The 14,169-nt window shown below is 70.6% G+C and carries 14 protein-coding genes; 12 read left to right on the top strand and 2 right to left on the bottom strand.

The annotated features are described in order from the left end of the window. Positions 1–112 precede the first annotated feature (112 nt). The 12 genes from ACGTNG_RS01155 (at position 113) to lpxL (ending at position 11,023) form a co-directional block, all read left to right on the top strand. Positions 113–1,249, top strand: a complete 1,137-nt coding sequence (locus ACGTNG_RS01155; RefSeq protein WP_394574992.1) for a GNAT family N-acetyltransferase — start codon at positions 113–115, stop codon at positions 1,247–1,249. Between the two features lie 87 nt (positions 1,250–1,336). Further along, positions 1,337–1,687 (top strand): cell division protein FtsB, encoded by a 351-nt coding sequence (gene ftsB, locus ACGTNG_RS01150; RefSeq protein WP_394574991.1) that lies wholly within the window; start codon positions 1,337–1,339, stop codon positions 1,685–1,687. Then, the gene (ispD, locus tag ACGTNG_RS01145) at positions 1,684–2,436 is read left to right on the top strand and encodes a 2-C-methyl-D-erythritol 4-phosphate cytidylyltransferase (protein ID WP_394574990.1); all 753 of its coding nucleotides are present in this window, start codon (positions 1,684–1,686) and stop codon (positions 2,434–2,436) included. Before ftsB ends, ispD begins: the two co-directional genes overlap by 4 nt. After that, complete coding sequence (gene ispF / locus ACGTNG_RS01140) at positions 2,436–2,927, top strand: 2-C-methyl-D-erythritol 2,4-cyclodiphosphate synthase (protein ID WP_394575549.1); 492 nt, start codon at positions 2,436–2,438, stop codon at positions 2,925–2,927. Before ispD ends, ispF begins: the two co-directional genes overlap by 1 nt. Next, positions 2,920–4,035 (top strand): tRNA pseudouridine(13) synthase TruD, encoded by a 1,116-nt coding sequence (truD, locus tag ACGTNG_RS01135; protein WP_394574989.1) that lies wholly within the window; start codon positions 2,920–2,922, stop codon positions 4,033–4,035. Before ispF ends, truD begins: the two co-directional genes overlap by 8 nt. Then, complete coding sequence (surE, locus tag ACGTNG_RS01130; protein ID WP_394574988.1) at positions 4,035–4,781, top strand: 5'/3'-nucleotidase SurE; 747 nt, start codon at positions 4,035–4,037, stop codon at positions 4,779–4,781. Before truD ends, surE begins: the two co-directional genes overlap by 1 nt. Before the next feature lie 19 nt (positions 4,782–4,800). Beyond that, positions 4,801–5,436 carry a protein-L-isoaspartate(D-aspartate) O-methyltransferase gene (locus tag ACGTNG_RS01125; RefSeq protein WP_394574987.1) on the top strand — a complete coding sequence of 212 codons (636 nt, stop codon included), beginning with the start codon at positions 4,801–4,803 and terminating at the stop codon, positions 5,434–5,436. A 31-nt stretch (positions 5,437–5,467) separates the two neighbouring features. Continuing rightward, a complete protein-coding gene (locus ACGTNG_RS01120; RefSeq protein ID WP_394574986.1) occupies positions 5,468–6,478 on the top strand; it encodes a DUF368 domain-containing protein in 1,011 nt (336 codons plus the stop codon). After that, positions 6,471–7,628 carry a peptidoglycan DD-metalloendopeptidase family protein gene (locus ACGTNG_RS01115; RefSeq protein ID WP_394574985.1) on the top strand — a complete coding sequence of 386 codons (1,158 nt, stop codon included), beginning with the start codon at positions 6,471–6,473 and terminating at the stop codon, positions 7,626–7,628. Before ACGTNG_RS01120 ends, ACGTNG_RS01115 begins: the two co-directional genes overlap by 8 nt. A 131-nt stretch (positions 7,629–7,759) precedes the next feature. Next, positions 7,760–8,764: an RNA polymerase sigma factor RpoS gene (gene rpoS / locus ACGTNG_RS01110; RefSeq protein ID WP_394574984.1), complete on the top strand. Its 1,005-nt coding sequence runs from the start codon at positions 7,760–7,762 to the stop codon at positions 8,762–8,764. Between the two features lie 215 nt (positions 8,765–8,979). After that, positions 8,980–10,083 (top strand): alanine racemase, encoded by a 1,104-nt coding sequence (gene alr, locus ACGTNG_RS01105; RefSeq protein ID WP_394574983.1) that lies wholly within the window; start codon positions 8,980–8,982, stop codon positions 10,081–10,083. A 22-nt stretch (positions 10,084–10,105) separates the two neighbouring features. Next, a complete protein-coding gene (lpxL, locus tag ACGTNG_RS01100) occupies positions 10,106–11,023 on the top strand; it encodes an LpxL/LpxP family Kdo(2)-lipid IV(A) lauroyl/palmitoleoyl acyltransferase (RefSeq protein WP_394574982.1) in 918 nt (305 codons plus the stop codon). Between the two features lie 16 nt (positions 11,024–11,039). On the opposite strand, the gene ACGTNG_RS01095 is transcribed toward lpxL, so the two are convergent. After that, the gene (locus tag ACGTNG_RS01095; RefSeq protein ID WP_394574981.1) at positions 11,040–12,377 is read right to left on the bottom strand and encodes a DUF2254 domain-containing protein; all 1,338 of its coding nucleotides are present in this window, start codon (positions 12,375–12,377) and stop codon (positions 11,040–11,042) included. 121 nt (positions 12,378–12,498) lie between these two features. Continuing rightward, on the bottom strand, positions 12,499–14,160 hold the full coding sequence (gene ettA / locus ACGTNG_RS01090; protein WP_394574980.1) for an energy-dependent translational throttle protein EttA: 1,662 nt from the start codon (positions 14,158–14,160) through the stop codon (positions 12,499–12,501). Positions 14,161–14,169: the final 9 nt, after the last annotated feature.

Genomic DNA, 14,169 nt, shown 5'->3' with positions numbered 1-14,169 from the left:
CTCCCTGTCAGTGATGGCGGTGAGTGGTGGCATCGGGGGAACGGTCTGCGCACAATGTAGGCGCAATGCCGGTGGCTTGTCAGCCGCCGGCGCCGCTTTCCCCGGAGGCCCCATGCCGGAACTGGTCCTGAGCGAGCTGTCCGCCATCGAGGCGGTGCCGGCGGCGCGCTGGAACGCCCTGGTCGGCGACGACCACCCCTTCCTGCGCCACGAGTTCCTGCACGCCCTCGAGGCCAGCGGCGCGGCGAGCCCGGCCACCGGCTGGGTGCCGCGCCACCTGACCCTCTGGGAGGGAGAGACGCTGGTCGGGATCCTGCCCCACTATCACAAGCACCACTCCTACGGAGAGTACGTCTTCGACTGGAGCTGGGCCGAGGCCTGGGAGCGCGTCGGCGGCGACTACTATCCCAAGGGGCTCTCGGCGATTCCCTTCACCCCGGCGCCGGGGCCGCGCCTGGCGCTCGCGCCCCATGTCGATCCGTTGGCCGCGCGGCGGCGCTTGGCCCGGGCCTGGGAGGCGGGCGAGCTGTCGAGCTGGCACCTGCTGTTTGCCGAGGAGGACGAGGTGTCGGCCTGGCGCGAGGCGCGGCCCCAATTGCTGGCGCGCCAGGGCGTGCAGTTCCAGTGGCAGGATCGCGGCTATGGCGATTTCGCGGGCTTTCTCGCCGCGCTGACCGCCAAGCGGCGCAAGGCGATCCGCCGCGAGCGGCGCCTGGTGGCCGAGCAGGGGCTGACCCTGCACCGCCTGGAGGGGGAGGCCATCGACGCGGCGGCCATGGCGCACTTCTTTCGCTGCTACGAGATCACCTACCTGGAGCGCGGCCGCCACGGCTATCTCGGCCTCGACTTCTTCGAGCGCCTGCGCCGCACCCTGCCCGAGTCGCTGCTGCTGATCCAGGCGCGCCTCGCGGGCCAGCCGGTGGCCGCCGCGCTCTGCCTGCAGGGCGCGCGCACCCTCTACGGGCGCTACTGGGGTAGCGAGGTGACCGCCGACTGCCTGCACTTCGAGGCCTGCTACTACCAGGGCATCGAGCACTGCCTGGGGCGGGGGCTCGCCCGCTTCGATCCCGGCACCCAGGGGGAGCACAAGCTCGCCCGGGGCTTCGCGCCGTGTCGCCTCACCTCGCTGCACCATATCGCCGACGCGCGGCTGCGCGACGGTGTCGCGCGCTTCTGTGCCGAGGAGCGGCGCCACGTCGAGGCCTACGTCGCCGCGGCCGAGGCGGCGCTACCGTTTCGACGCGACTGATCCCGGGCATCGTCGTCCGGGCCCTGCCGATCGGGCGCGAAACTGGCATAATGCCGCCATCGAATGCCTCGTGACGGACTCTCCTGCATGTTGAAGTGGCTGGCCATCGTGCTCACCCTGCTCATTGCCCTGCTGCAGTTTCGTCTGTGGCTCGGCGAGGGCGGCCTCCGCGAGCTCGCCGAGGTACGCCAGCGCGTCGAGGCCCTGGAGGCCGAGAACAAGCCGCTGCGCGATCGCAATGCTCGCCTCGCCGCCGAGGTCGTGGACCTCAAGACCGGGCTGGACGCCATCGAGGAGCGGGCTCGCAGCGATATCGGCATGGTGAGAAGCGACGAACAGTTCTTCTGGGTGCCCGGCGTGGCGGTGGATGCCGATGGCCTGTCGGTCAACGCCGGGCTCGTCGGCATGCCGGCCCCCGGCGCGGAGGCGCGCCCGTGAGCGATCGGCTCTGGCTGGTGGTACCCGCGGCGGGGCAGGGGCGCCGGATGGGCGCCGATCGCCCCAAGCAGTATCTGCCGCTGGCCGGCCGCCCCGTGCTGGCCTGCACCCTGGAGCGGCTCCACGCGGCGCTGCCCGAGGCGCGGCTCTGCCTCTGCCTCGATCCGGACGACGTCCACTTCGATCCCGCCTGGGTGCCCTTCGCCGACTGGCGGCGGGCCCCCGGCGGCGCCGAGCGGGTCGATTCGGTGATCGCGGCCCTGACGGCCATCGCCCCGGACGCGGCCGACGACGACCTGGTGCTGGTCCACGACGTGGCCCGGCCCTGCGTCACCGTCGAGGACCTCGCGCGGCTGGTGGCGACCCTGGCCGATGAGCCGGTGGGCGGGCTGCTGGCCGCGCCGGTCGCCGACACCATGAAGCGCGACGACGGCGCCGGGCGGGTGGCCGCCACCGAGCCTCGCGAGGGGCTCTGGCACGCCCTCACCCCCCAGGGCTTCCGCTTCGGCCTGCTGCGCCGGGCCCTTCACGAGGCCCTCGCGCGAGGCGTGAGCGTGACCGACGAGGCCTCGGCGGTGGAGGCCGTCGGGGGTGCGCCGCGGCTGGTCGCCGGGCGGCGCGACAATCTCAAGATCACTCATCCCGAGGACCTGGCCCTGGCCGAGCTGGTGCTGTCCGCCCAGCGACAGGCCGCCCAGGCTGCCTCATCGACACCCGAGGCGCCCCCGGCGGGGGCGAACAGCGCATGATGCGAATCGGCCATGGCTTCGACGTCCACCGCTTCGGCGAGGGCGATCACCTGATGATCGGCGGCGTCGCCGTGCCCTTCGACCACGGCTTCGTGGCCCACTCCGACGGCGACGTGCTGCTGCACGCGGTGTGCGACGCCCTGCTGGGCGCCTGCGGGCTCGGCGACATCGGGCGCCACTTCCCCGACACCGATCCGACCTGGGCCGGGGCCGACAGCCGGGCGCTGCTTCGCCATGTCGCGGGCCTCGCCCGCCAGGCCGGCTACCGGGTCGGCAACCTGGATGCCACGGTGCTCGCCCAGGCGCCGAAACTCGCGCCCCACGTCGCCACCATGGCCGCGCGCATCGCCGAGGACCTGGGCGTCGCCGCCCCCACGGTCAACGTCAAGGCCACCACCACCGAGCGGCTCGGCTTCACCGGCCGCGGCGAGGGCATCGCCGCCGAGGCGGTGGTGCTGCTGATGCGCGAGGGGGCGGCGCAGGATGCGTGAGGCCGCCGCGACGCACGCCCAGGATGCCATCGACTGGCCGCCGGCCTGGCCACGGGTGCTGGACGACGCCTTCGGCCCGCCGCCGGCCGGCGACTATCGTGCCGCGCCCGAGGACTTCCGGGTCGAGGAGCTCCTCGACTTCGCCCCCGAGGGGCAGGGCGAGCACCTGTGGCTCTTCATCGAGAAGCGCGACCTGACCACCGCCATGGCGGTGCGCGAGCTGGCGAGGTGCTGCGAGGTCTCCCCCAGGGTGGTCGGCTATGCCGGGATGAAGGATCGCGTGGCCGTGACGCGCCAGTGGCTCTCGGTGCAGCTGCCGGGCCGCGAGGCCCCCGAGGGGCTCATCGAGCGGCTCGCCGAGCGCGGCCTCCGGGTGCTCGATCAGGCCCGCCATCCCCGCAAGCTCAAGCGCGGCGTGCATCGCGCCAACCGCTTTGCGCTGCGCCTCACCGGCGCGGTGGTGACGGATGCCGGCGTCGAGGCGCGCTGGCAGCGGCTGTGCCGCGAGGGCGTCGCCAACTACTTCGGTCCCCAGCGCTTCGGCCCCCACGGACGCAACCTGCAGCGCGCCCGCGCCGTGCTGGCGCGCGGCTGGCGCAAGCGCGACGACCGCGACGGCATGCTGCTCTCGGCGGCGCGCAGTTTTTTGTTCAACGAGCTCCTCGCCGAGCGCATCCGCGACGGCAGCTGGGCGACGCCGCTGCCCGGTGAGGTGGTAATGCTCGACGGCAGCGCCAGCCAGTTCGGCGTCGCGCCGGACGATGCCGAGGCGCTCATCGAGCTGCGTGAGCGGGCCGCGCGCCTCGACCTGCATCCGGCCGGGGTGCTGTGGGGCGTCGGCGACTCGCGTGCCGCCGGCGAGGCGGGCGCCCGCGAGGCCGCCGTGATGGCGCGCTACCCGGCCCTCTGCGACGGGCTCGAGAAGGCCGGCGTTCGCCTGGCCCGCCGCGCGCTGCGGCTGCGCCTCGGCGAGCCGACGCTGACCCGCGATGACGACGCCCTGTGTCTCTCGTTCAGCCTGCCCCGGGGCGCCTTCGCCACCGCCGTGCTGCGCGAGCTGATCGCCCATCCCACCCTCGACCCCGCGTCCCCCGACAGGAGCTCCTGATGCGCCGACTGCTGCTTTCCAACGACGACGGCGTTCACGCGCCGGGACTGCGGGCCCTCTACGACGCCCTGCTGGCCCACGCCAAGCTGCGGGTGGTGGCGCCCGACCGCGACAAGAGCGGGGCGAGCAACTCGCTCACCCTGAGCCGGCCGCTGGCGCTGTCATCCCTCGACAACGGCTTCTACAGCGTCGATGGCACCCCGGCGGACTGCGTCTACCTGGGCGTCAACGGCGTCTGGGACGAACGGCCGGACCTCGTGATCTCGGGGATCAATCACGGTGGCAACCTGGGGGACGACGTGCTCTACTCCGGCACCGTGGCGGCCGCCATGGAGGGTCGCAACCTGGGCATGGCGGCCATCGCCATGTCGCTGGTCGGCAGTCGCCATTTCGAGACCGCCGGGCGGGTGGCGGCGAGCCTGGTGGGTGCGGCGGATCGGCTCTCGCTGCCGCCGCGCAGCCTGCTCAACGTCAATGTGCCGGACCTGCCCTGGGACGAGCTGCGCGGCTTTCGGGTCACCCGCATGGGCTATCGCGGCCCGGCGGCCCGCCCCCTGGAGGTGCGGGATCCGCGCGGCCGGCTGCGCTACTGGATCGCCGCCGCGGGCGAGAACGCCGATGACGGCCCGGACACCGACTTCGCCGCCGTCGAGGCGGGCTATGTTTCCATCACGCCGCTGCAGACCGATCTGACCCGGCAGGCAGCGCGCGACGACGTGCAGGATTGGCTGGATGCCCTCATCTGAACTGTTGCGCGGTGTCGGTATGACATCGCAGCGCACCCGGGACCGCATGGTGCGCCGCCTGGCCGATCAGGGTGTAAGCGATCGCCGGGTGCTGGAGGTCATGGCCCGCGAGCCACGCCATCTGTTTCTCGACGAGGCGCTCTCGCATCGCGCCTATGAAGACACCTCGCTGCCCATCGGCCACGGCCAGACCCTCTCCCAGCCCTGGATGGTGGGGCGGATGACGGAGCTGGTGATCCAGGAGGCGCCGTCCCGGGTGCTGGAGGTCGGCACCGGCTCCGGCTACCAGACCCTGGTGCTGTCGCGGCTGGTCGCGGAACTCTGGTCGGTGGAACGGATCAATGCCCTGCACCGGCGAGCGGCCGAGCGACTGCGCGGGCTCGAGGCGACCAACGTCCGGCTGCGCCTGGCCGATGGGGGGCACGGCTGGTCCGAGGAGGCGCCCTTCGATGTCATTCTGCTGACCGCCTGCGCCCGCGAGCTGCCCGCACCGCTGCTCGACCAGCTCGGCGAGGAGGGCGTGCTGATCACGCCGCTGGCCCAGCCGGACGGCCGGCAATGGCTGACTCGCGTGCGCCGGCGCGGCGATGGCTTCGCCAGCGAGCGGCTGGAGCCGGTACGCTTCGTGCCTCTGCTGGAAGGCGTCATCCGGTGAACAAGGCGTCATTCGTTGAAAGGAGTCGGCTGTGAAGCGTCATCTCGGTATCTTTTTCAGGGGCGCCGGCATGGGGGCCGCCGATGCCGTTCCAGGCGTCTCCGGCGGCACCATCGCCTTCGTCACCGGCATCTACGAGGAGCTGATCCACACCATCAAGCAGTTCGGCCCCGGGGCCTTCGTGGCGTGGCGCCAGGGGGGGCTTGCGCAGCTGGCGCTGCACCTCAACCTGGCCTTCATGCTGCCGCTGCTGGCCGGCATCTTCCTGAGCCTGTTCAGCGTGGCGCACCTGGTCGTGTGGCTGATCGACGACTACCCCCTGCTGCTCAACGGCTTCTTCTTCGGCCTGGTGGCCGCTTCCGCGGTAGTGGTCAGCCGCCATCCGGAGGACTGGCGCTGGTGGCACCTGGTGCCGCTGGCCGTCGGTCTGCTGCTGGCCCACGGCCTGCCGTCACTGATGCCGCTGGTCGCCCAGCTCGGCCACCCTGACCTGGTGCTGGTGGTGGGCGGCGCCATTGCCATCAGCGCGCTGCTGCTGCCCGGCGTGTCGGGCAGCTTCCTGCTGTTGACGATGGGGCTCTACGGCACGGTGATGGAGGGCATCCGCGGCTTCGACCTGGGGCTGATGGCGCTGTTCGGCGTGGGCTGCCTGGTCGGCCTGTTCGGCTTCTCGCGGCTGCTCTCCTGGCTGCTGCGCCATCACCATACCGCCACCCTGCAGCTGCTGGTCGGCTTCATCATCGGCTCGCTGCCGGTACTCTGGCCATGGCGTGAGCTGGTACGCTACCAGCTGGGCGCCGAGGGCCAGATGATTCCCCTCGACTATCGCTATCTGACCCCGGCCGACTTTGCCGAGTTGACCGGCGACCCCGCCCGACTGCTGGCGGTGGTCGCGCTGATGCTGGCCGGTGCCGCCTTGGTGCTGCTGCTCGGCTGGGCCAATCGCTCCGCCGGCGCCGAGGCCGCGCGCCCGGCAGACCGCCGCGCCGCGGCCGCCGGACCCCGACAAGGTGCTGACAAGGAGGAAGGCTCCGATGCATAAGGTATTTCTGATTTCTGGCCTGGCGCTGGCGCTGGCCGGCTGTGCCGCCCAGCAGGGCGAGAGCGGGCCGGTCCAGGTCCGCGACCTCTCCGCCACCCGGGCGGACTCGCGCCCCGCGCAGTACACCGTCGAGGCGGGCGACACCCTCTACGGCATCGCCTGGCGCCACGACATGGACTATCGCGACCTGGCGCGGCTCAATCGCATCGGCCCGCCCTACCGCATCGAGCCCGGCCAGACGCTGGCGCTCGGCGGCGACGGGGCGGGCGCCGAGGCGTCCGGCCAGGCGGCCGCGCAGGGCAACGCTGCCGGCGCGGGCGTGGTGGCGACCGGCCTCGGCGAGGCGTCGGGCAGCGGTGAGGACCTCGACTGGCTGATGCCCGACGAGAGCGCCATCGAGCGCAATCGTCGCCTCTCGGCCGAGCGCCAACAGGACGATTCGTCCCAGGGGCCCAGCCAGACGGCCATGGAGAGCGCCGATGCCGTATCGGGTGCCGATCAGGGCCCGGGCCCGGTCTACAGCTACGACAGCCCCGGGGCGGATGGCGAGCTGAGCGAGCGCGACCTGGCCGAACGGCGTGAGAGAGACGCCGCCGCGCAGGAGGAGGCCGCCGCAGATACCGAGTCGTCGGAGACCGCTCAGCCGGTCGACGAGCAGGCCGCCCAGGCCTCGTCCGACCCGGGCGGTGAGGCCCCGGCGGCCGCCGACGAGGGGGCCTCGGTGGCCGGTGAGCCCGACGCTCAGGCGAGCGACGAGCGTCGCTACACTCCGGTGGAGGAGGTGCCCTGGCAGTGGCCCGCGCCCGGTGAGGTGGTCGGTCGTTTCGGCGAGGGCAGCAGCATCACCGCCGGCATTGATATCGCTGGTCAAAAGGGGCAGTCTGTCAAGGCAGCCGGGCCGGGGATCGTGGTCTACGCGGGCAGCGGCGTCAGGGGCTACGGCAACCTGATCCTGCTCAAGCACAACGACCAGTTCCTCAGCGCCTACGCCCATAATCAATCGCTCAACGTCGAGGAGAACGATGTGGTCGAGGCCGGCGACGTCATCGCCACCATGGGTGACAGCGATGCCGAGAACGTCAGGCTGCACTTCGAGGTGCGCAAGGACGGCCAGCCTCAGGATCCTCTGGAGTATCTGCCGACGCGCTGACCCCCGATGGTCGGCGGCGGCCACCCGAGGCAGGGGCCTCGGGGCATTCAACAATAATAATCTCGTGCGTCGATCGTCCGGCCATGGACCTACGACGCCCGGTCGCAACCATGGGGTAGGAATCGATGAGCATGCTTGAACGGGACCTTCAGGATGTGAATCTGGCCTCCGCCGAAGAGGCGGACGACGATACGGTCGAGGCCGAGGACGAACGCGAGGAGGTCGACGAGGAAGAGGAGACGCTGAGTGGCGACGAGGATGCCTTCGAGAAGGCCCTGAGTCGCGAGGATCGTCACCACCGGCACAGCCTCGATGCCACTCAGATATATCTCAACGAGATCGGCTTCTCGCCGCTGCTGACGCCCGAGGAGGAGGTCTTCTTCGGGCGACTGGCGCGCAAGGGCGATCCGCTGGGCCGCTCGCGGATGATCGAATCCAACCTGCGCCTGGTGGTGAAGATCGCCCGCCGCTACCTCAATCGCGGCCTCACCCTGCTCGACCTCATCGAGGAGGGTAACCTCGGCCTGATCCGCGCCGTCGAGAAGTTCGACCCCGAGCGCGGCTTTCGCTTCTCGACCTACGCGACCTGGTGGATCCGCCAGACCATCGAGCGGGCGCTGATGAACCAGACCCGCACCATCCGGCTGCCGATCCACGTGGTCAAGGAGCTCAACATCTACCTGCGGGCGGCCCGCGAGCTGACCCAGAAGCTCGACCACGAGGCCACCGCCGAGGAGGTCGCCGAGCACCTCGACAAGCCGGTGGAGACCGTCAAGAAGATGATGGGCCTCAACGAGCGCGTCTCCTCCGTCGACTACCCGATGGGCAGCGAGAGCGACAAGCCGCTGATCGAGACCCTGGCCGACGACAACGACCAGGGCCCCGAGTCGACCCTGGTCGACGGCGACGTTCGCCAGCATGTCGACGAGTGGCTGGCCGAGCTCACCGAGAAGCAGATGGAGGTGGTGGTGCGCCGCTTCGGCCTGCGCGGCCACGAGGCCGCGACCCTCGAGCAGGTCGGCGAGGAGATCGGCCTGACTCGCGAGCGGGTGCGCCAGATCCAGGTGGAGGCCCTGAAGAAGCTGCGTCGCATGCTCGACAAGCAGGGCCTCTCGCTGGATGCCATCTTCGAGTGATCCGAAGGCGGCCCGCGCGATGCGGGTCGCCTTTCGTCTGCGTATGGTCTTCCCACCGGGCGAGCGGCTCTGAAGTAGTCGATTCGACTGCTGATCAGTCGTAAGGCGTGATCAACGCCTGGCTTTTCGGCCTGATGCAGCGTCTTCTGCCATGAACTCCCCCGACGATTGAGGGATAATCATCGCTTTCCCTTCGACGCGACAGGATTCCGATCATGGCCCGGCCGCTGATAGCCGACATCGACCTCGACGCCCTGCGTCACAACTACCGCCTGGCACGTGACCAGGCCCCCCACAGCCGCTCCGTGGCCGTGATCAAGGCAGATGCCTATGGTCATGGCGCGCTCCGCTGTGCCCGCGCCCTCGAGGATCTGGCGCCGGCCTTCGCCGTGGCCTGTCTCGAGGAGGCCGAGACGCTGCGCGAGGGCGGCATCACCGCACCCATCGTGCTGCTCGAGGGCATCTTTGAGGCCGCCGAGCTCGAGCGGGTCGAGGCGCTGGGGCTGTGGATGGCGGTGCACGCCGACTGGCAGCTCGAGGCGCTGCTCGCCTACCGGCCCGCCCGCCCCATTCCGGTGTGGGTCAAGGTCGACTCGGGCATGCATCGCCTGGGCTTTCCGCCGGAGCGGGCCGAGGCGGTCTGGGCGCGTCTCGCCGCGGCGCCGGAGCACGCCTGCGACCTGCACCTGATGAGCCACTTCGCCACCGCCGATGCACGGGAGAGCGGCTACTTCGAGCGGCAGCTCGCGCTGCTGGAGGCCCTGGCGACGCGGCTCGGCGCCCCCACCTGCCTGGCGAATTCGCCCGCGACCCTGGCCTGGCCCGCCGCCCACGGCGCCTGGAATCGCCCCGGCGTGATGCTCTATGGCAGCGATCCCCTGGAGGCCGCCAACGCGGCGAGCCGGCGTCTCGCCCCGGTGATGACCCTGCGCTCGGCGATCATCGCCGTGCGTGAGCTCACCGAGGGCGAGCCGGTGGGCTACGGCGGGCGCTGGCGGGCGCCGCGCCCGGCGCGGATCGGCGTGGTGGCCTGTGGCTACGGCGACGGCTACGACCGCCATGCGGTCGACGGCACCCCGGTGCTGGTCAACGGCCGGCGCACCGCGATCGCCGGCAAGGTCTCCATGGACATGTTGACGGTGGATCTCACCGATCTGCCCGAGGCCGATATCGGCAGCGAGGTGGTGCTCTGGGGACGGGCGGCGAACGGCGAGGTGCTGTCGGTGGACGAGGTGGCCCGCCACTGCGATACCATCAGCTATACCCTGCTCACCGGGGTGCTGCCGAGGGTGCCCAGGCGCTATCATGGGGCGGACTGATCGCCGCACCACGGGAAGCCGCATGTCCATGGACGACACCACCCAGACCTCCTTCGCCCATCCGCGCTATTGGCCCGCCTGGCTCGGTATCGGGGCCATGTACGCCGTGGCCTGGCTGCCCTGGCGTGTGAAGCTCGCGGTGGGCCGTGCCATCGGCCTGGCCGCCTGGCGCTTCGCCGGGCGCCGCCGGCACATCACCGAGACCAATATCCGGCTCTGCTTTCCGGAGCGCGATGCCGAGCAGCAGGCCGCGCTCGTCCGCGAGAGTTTCATCGCCAACGGCATCGGCCTGGTCGAGACGGCCACCGGCTGGTGCCGGGATCATGAGCACCTTCGCCACCGGGTGGTCTTCCGCGGCCAGGAGCACATGGCGCGGCTGAAGGCCCAGGGCCGGGGCGCCCTGATCCTGGGGGTGCACTTCTCGACCCTCGACCTGGGGGCCGCCCTGCATGCGCTCTACTTTCGCGCCGACGCCGTGCAGCGTCCCCACGACAACCCGCTCTTCGATCGCTTCATGGCGCGCGCCCGGGCCCCCTATTTCGATGCGATCCTCGATCGCCACGACCTGCGCAGCGTGGTGCGCCGGATCAAGGCCGGCCACGCGGTTTGGTACTCGCCGGACCAGGACTTCGGCCGCGATGCCAGCGTCTTCGCTCCCTTCTTCGGCATCGAGGCGGCCACGGTGCGCATGACCGCGCGCATCGCGCGCATGACCGGGGCGCCGGTGATCCCGCTGATCTTCCATCGCAACCCGGACGATCGCACCTACACCCTGGAGTACCTGCCGCCCCTCGAGGACTTCCCCAGCGGCGACGAGGTGGCCGATGCCGCCCGGGTCAACGCGGTGATCGAGGCGGCGATCCGTCGTCACCCCGAGCAGTACCTGTGGCTGCACCGGCGCTTCAAGACCCGCCCGCGCGGGGAGGCGAAGCTCTACTGAGGTGACGTGCTGCGGGTCAGCCGCCTTGCCGGCCGGGCAGGGCCGCCGGCAGCCTGAGGCGATGCAGGCCGTCGTCCAGGCGCGCCGCGACGAAGCGGCGATCCAGCGGGTGGCGCGCCGCCTGGGAGAGGGTCTCCACCACCCGGTCGGCATGGGCCTGAAGGATCTCGAGCTCCCGCGGCTCGGCGAACAGCGACAGGGCCTTCAAGGCCTTGAGCACGCCCAGGCCGATGCTCAGCTCCTGCCGGCCGTGCTGCAGGATGGGCTGGAAGAGCCGGTAGAGCAGGCTCTCGAAGTTCTCCACCCGCCAGGTCACCCGACAGTGGCCGTCGCGGTCGAAGAGCGCATCGCAGGGTTGCCACTCGAGCCGCCGGCGCAGCAGGTCGGTCAGGCGGTGCAGGCACAGCCGGGCGGTGCCGGGGTCGTTGATGCCCGGTGAGAGCGCCTTCAGGGCGACCTCCATCAGCTGCGTCATGCCGAACACGTGGTGCTCGGTGATCGCCTCGCCCTCCATGTAGACCAGGGCGGCGCGGACCTCGTCGCACCAGGCCGCCTCCGGGGCCGTCGCGGCCTCCAGCGAGAGGATCGGCAGTCCCTCCATCACGTAGTCCCCGAAGCGGAAGTGCAGGTGCAGCACGCCGTCGACGCGGCGCGCCAGCTCGGCCAGCGCCGGGAGGTCGGCATTCTGCAGGTAGCCGGCGCGGCGGGCGGCCACGGGATGGCGATCCTGTCCGGTGGACGGGGCGACGGCGAGGAGGCGCCACTCCGGCCCCTGCTGGCGGCGCTGCAGGGCATGCATGGAGGCTAGCGTGGTGCGGTGCAGGTCGGTCGCCACGGCGTCGATCTGGATCGACTGCGAGGCGTTGTGGATGAAGTAGACGAACAGCGCCAGGCAGTGGATGACCATGGCGCAGGCCAGATAGATCGCCAGCGAGCGCCAGGTCGTCTGGCCCTCGGCGACGTCCGGAACCATCAGCAGCATCAGGATGAAGAGGATGGTGCCCAGGTAGTGGCCCAGTACCCACTGGTGGGGCCGCTCTGAGATCAGCCCGAAGACCAGCTTGTGGGAAAACTGCCCGCCGGCCTGGGAGAGCACCGACATGACCATGGAGAAGCTGAAGACCATCAGCGAGATCATGCCGCCGAGCAGGGCGGCGAGCAGGGCGCGCGTGTTCTCCGGCGCCTGGAGGCCGAGCATCGTCAGCTGGGTCGGCAGCCGGTCGTCGGAGATCGGCAGCAGCAGGGCGGCGAGGCTCGCGAGGGCGTAGGCCATGGCCAGCAGGGTGGGCAGGTAGGCGATGCTCTGGCTGAAGGCCTTGAGCAGGCGCACGGGCCAGGACAGTAGGCGGATCATGGGCGGCTCTCCGTGAGAAGAGTCCCCTTATGGCTCGCCAGGGCGCCTGCGGCAACCCCCCCGACGCAAACCGCCCCCTGGCGGTGGGCGAGGGGGCGGTCGGTGCGGCGGCGCGCGTCGATCAGGCGTCGATGCGCTTGTACTTCATGCGGTGCGGCGTGTCGTTGCCGACGCGCTTCTTGTGGTCCGCCTCGTACTCGGTGTAGTTGCCGGCGAAGAACTCCACGTGGGAGTCGCCCTCGAAGGCGAGGATGTGGGTGGCGATGCGGTCGAGGAACCAGCGATCGTGGGAGATCACCAGGGCGCAGCCGGGGAAGGCCAGCAGGGCCTCCTCGAGGGCGCGCAGGGTCTCGATGTCCAGGTCGTTGGACGGCTCGTCGAGCAGCAGCACGTTGGCGCCCTGCTTGAGGGTCTGGGCCAGCTGCAGGCGTCCGCGCTCACCGCCGGAGAGCTCGTTCAGGCGCTTCTGCTGATCGTTGCCCTTGAAGTTGAAGCGTCCCACGTAGGCCCGCGAGGAGACCTCGTAACCGTTGATGTTGAGGATGTCCTGGCCGTCGGAGACCGACTCCCACACCGTCTGCTGGTCGTCGAGGGCGTCGCGCAGCTGCTCGACGTAGGCGATGTCGACGGTCTCGCCGATCACCACCTCGCCGCGATCGGGCTGTTCCTGGCCGGTGATCAGCTTGAACAGCGTCGACTTGCCGGCGCCGTTGCCGCCGACGATACCGACGATCGCCCCCTTGGGAATGCTGAACGAGAGATCCTCGTAGAGCAGCTTGCCGTCGAAGGCCTTGGCCACGTCGTGGAACTCGATGACCTTGTCGCCCAGGCGCGGTCCGGGCGGAATGTAGATCTCGTTGGTCTCGTTGCGCTTCTGGAAGTCGCCGGACTGCATCTCCTCGAAGCGGTTGAGGCGCGCCTTGCTCTTGGCCTGGCGGCCCTTGGCGTTGCTGCGCACCCACTCGAGCTCGTGCTTGATGGCCTTGTTCTTGGAGGCCTCCTGCTTGGCTTCCTGCTCGAGGCGTTTCTCCTTGGCCTCCAGCCAGCCGGAGTAGTTGCCCTCGAAGGGAATGCCCTGGCCGCGGTCGAGCTCGAGGATCCAGCCCGCCACGTTGTCGAGGAAGTAACGGTCGTGGGTGATGGCGACCACGGTGCCGCTGTAGTCGTGCAGGAAGCGCTCCAGCCAGGCCACGGACTCGGCGTCCAGGTGGTTGGTCGGCTCGTCGAGCAGCAGCATGTCGGGGCCGGAGAGCAGCAGGCGGCACAGTGCGACGCGGCGACGCTCGCCCCCGGAGAGGTGACCGACCCGGGCGTCCCAGGCGGGCAGGCGGAGGGCCTCGGCCGCGACCTCGAGCTTGCGGTCGAGGTTGTGGGCGTCGGACGCCTCGATGATGTTCTCCAGGCGCGCCTGCTCGGCGGCCAGGGCGTCGAAGTCGGCGTCGGGCTCGGCATAGGCGGCATAGACGGCGTCGAGCTGCTCCTGGGCAGCCTTGATCTCGCCCAGCGCCTCCTCCACGGTCTCGCGAACGGTCTTGTCGTCGTCGAGCTGGGGTTCCTGGGGCAGGTAGCCGACGTTGATGCCCGGCATGGGGCGCGCCTCACCCTCGAACTCGGTGTCGACGCCGGCCATGATGCGCAGCAGCGTCGACTTGCCGGCGCCGTTGAGGCCCAGCACGCCGATCTTGGCGCCCGGGAAGAACGACAGCGAGATATCCTTGAGGATCTGCTTCTTGGGGGGCACGACCTTGCCCACCCGGTTCATGGTGTAGACGTATTGCGCCATGTAGAGCCA

The sequence above is a fragment of the Halomonas sp. B23F22_3 genome (assembly GCF_043496965.1).
Taxonomy (GTDB): domain Bacteria; phylum Pseudomonadota; class Gammaproteobacteria; order Pseudomonadales; family Halomonadaceae; genus Halomonas.
This window is presented reverse-complemented; position numbering and strand designations above follow the sequence as displayed.

What these genes read in the sequence shown, in the direction of transcription:
- truD (WP_394574989.1), top strand. Translation starts at nt 2,920, where the DNA reads ATGCGTGAGGCCGCCGCGACGCACGCCCAGGATGCCATCGACTGGCCG.
- ettA (WP_394574980.1), bottom strand. Translation starts at nt 14,160, where the DNA reads ATGGCGCAATACGTCTACACCATGAACCGGGTGGGCAAGGTCGTGCCC.
- ftsB (WP_394574991.1), top strand. Translation starts at nt 1,337, where the DNA reads ATGTTGAAGTGGCTGGCCATCGTGCTCACCCTGCTCATTGCCCTGCTG.
- ACGTNG_RS01095 (WP_394574981.1), bottom strand. Translation starts at nt 12,377, where the DNA reads ATGATCCGCCTACTGTCCTGGCCCGTGCGCCTGCTCAAGGCCTTCAGC.
- surE (WP_394574988.1), top strand. Translation starts at nt 4,035, where the DNA reads ATGCGCCGACTGCTGCTTTCCAACGACGACGGCGTTCACGCGCCGGGA.
- ACGTNG_RS01125 (WP_394574987.1), top strand. Translation starts at nt 4,801, where the DNA reads ATGACATCGCAGCGCACCCGGGACCGCATGGTGCGCCGCCTGGCCGAT.
- ispF (WP_394575549.1), top strand. Translation starts at nt 2,436, where the DNA reads ATGCGAATCGGCCATGGCTTCGACGTCCACCGCTTCGGCGAGGGCGAT.
- rpoS (WP_394574984.1), top strand. Translation starts at nt 7,760, where the DNA reads ATGCTTGAACGGGACCTTCAGGATGTGAATCTGGCCTCCGCCGAAGAG.
- ACGTNG_RS01155 (WP_394574992.1), top strand. Translation starts at nt 113, where the DNA reads ATGCCGGAACTGGTCCTGAGCGAGCTGTCCGCCATCGAGGCGGTGCCG.
- alr (WP_394574983.1), top strand. Translation starts at nt 8,980, where the DNA reads ATGGCCCGGCCGCTGATAGCCGACATCGACCTCGACGCCCTGCGTCAC.
- lpxL (WP_394574982.1), top strand. Translation starts at nt 10,106, where the DNA reads ATGTCCATGGACGACACCACCCAGACCTCCTTCGCCCATCCGCGCTAT.
- ACGTNG_RS01115 (WP_394574985.1), top strand. Translation starts at nt 6,471, where the DNA reads ATGCATAAGGTATTTCTGATTTCTGGCCTGGCGCTGGCGCTGGCCGGC.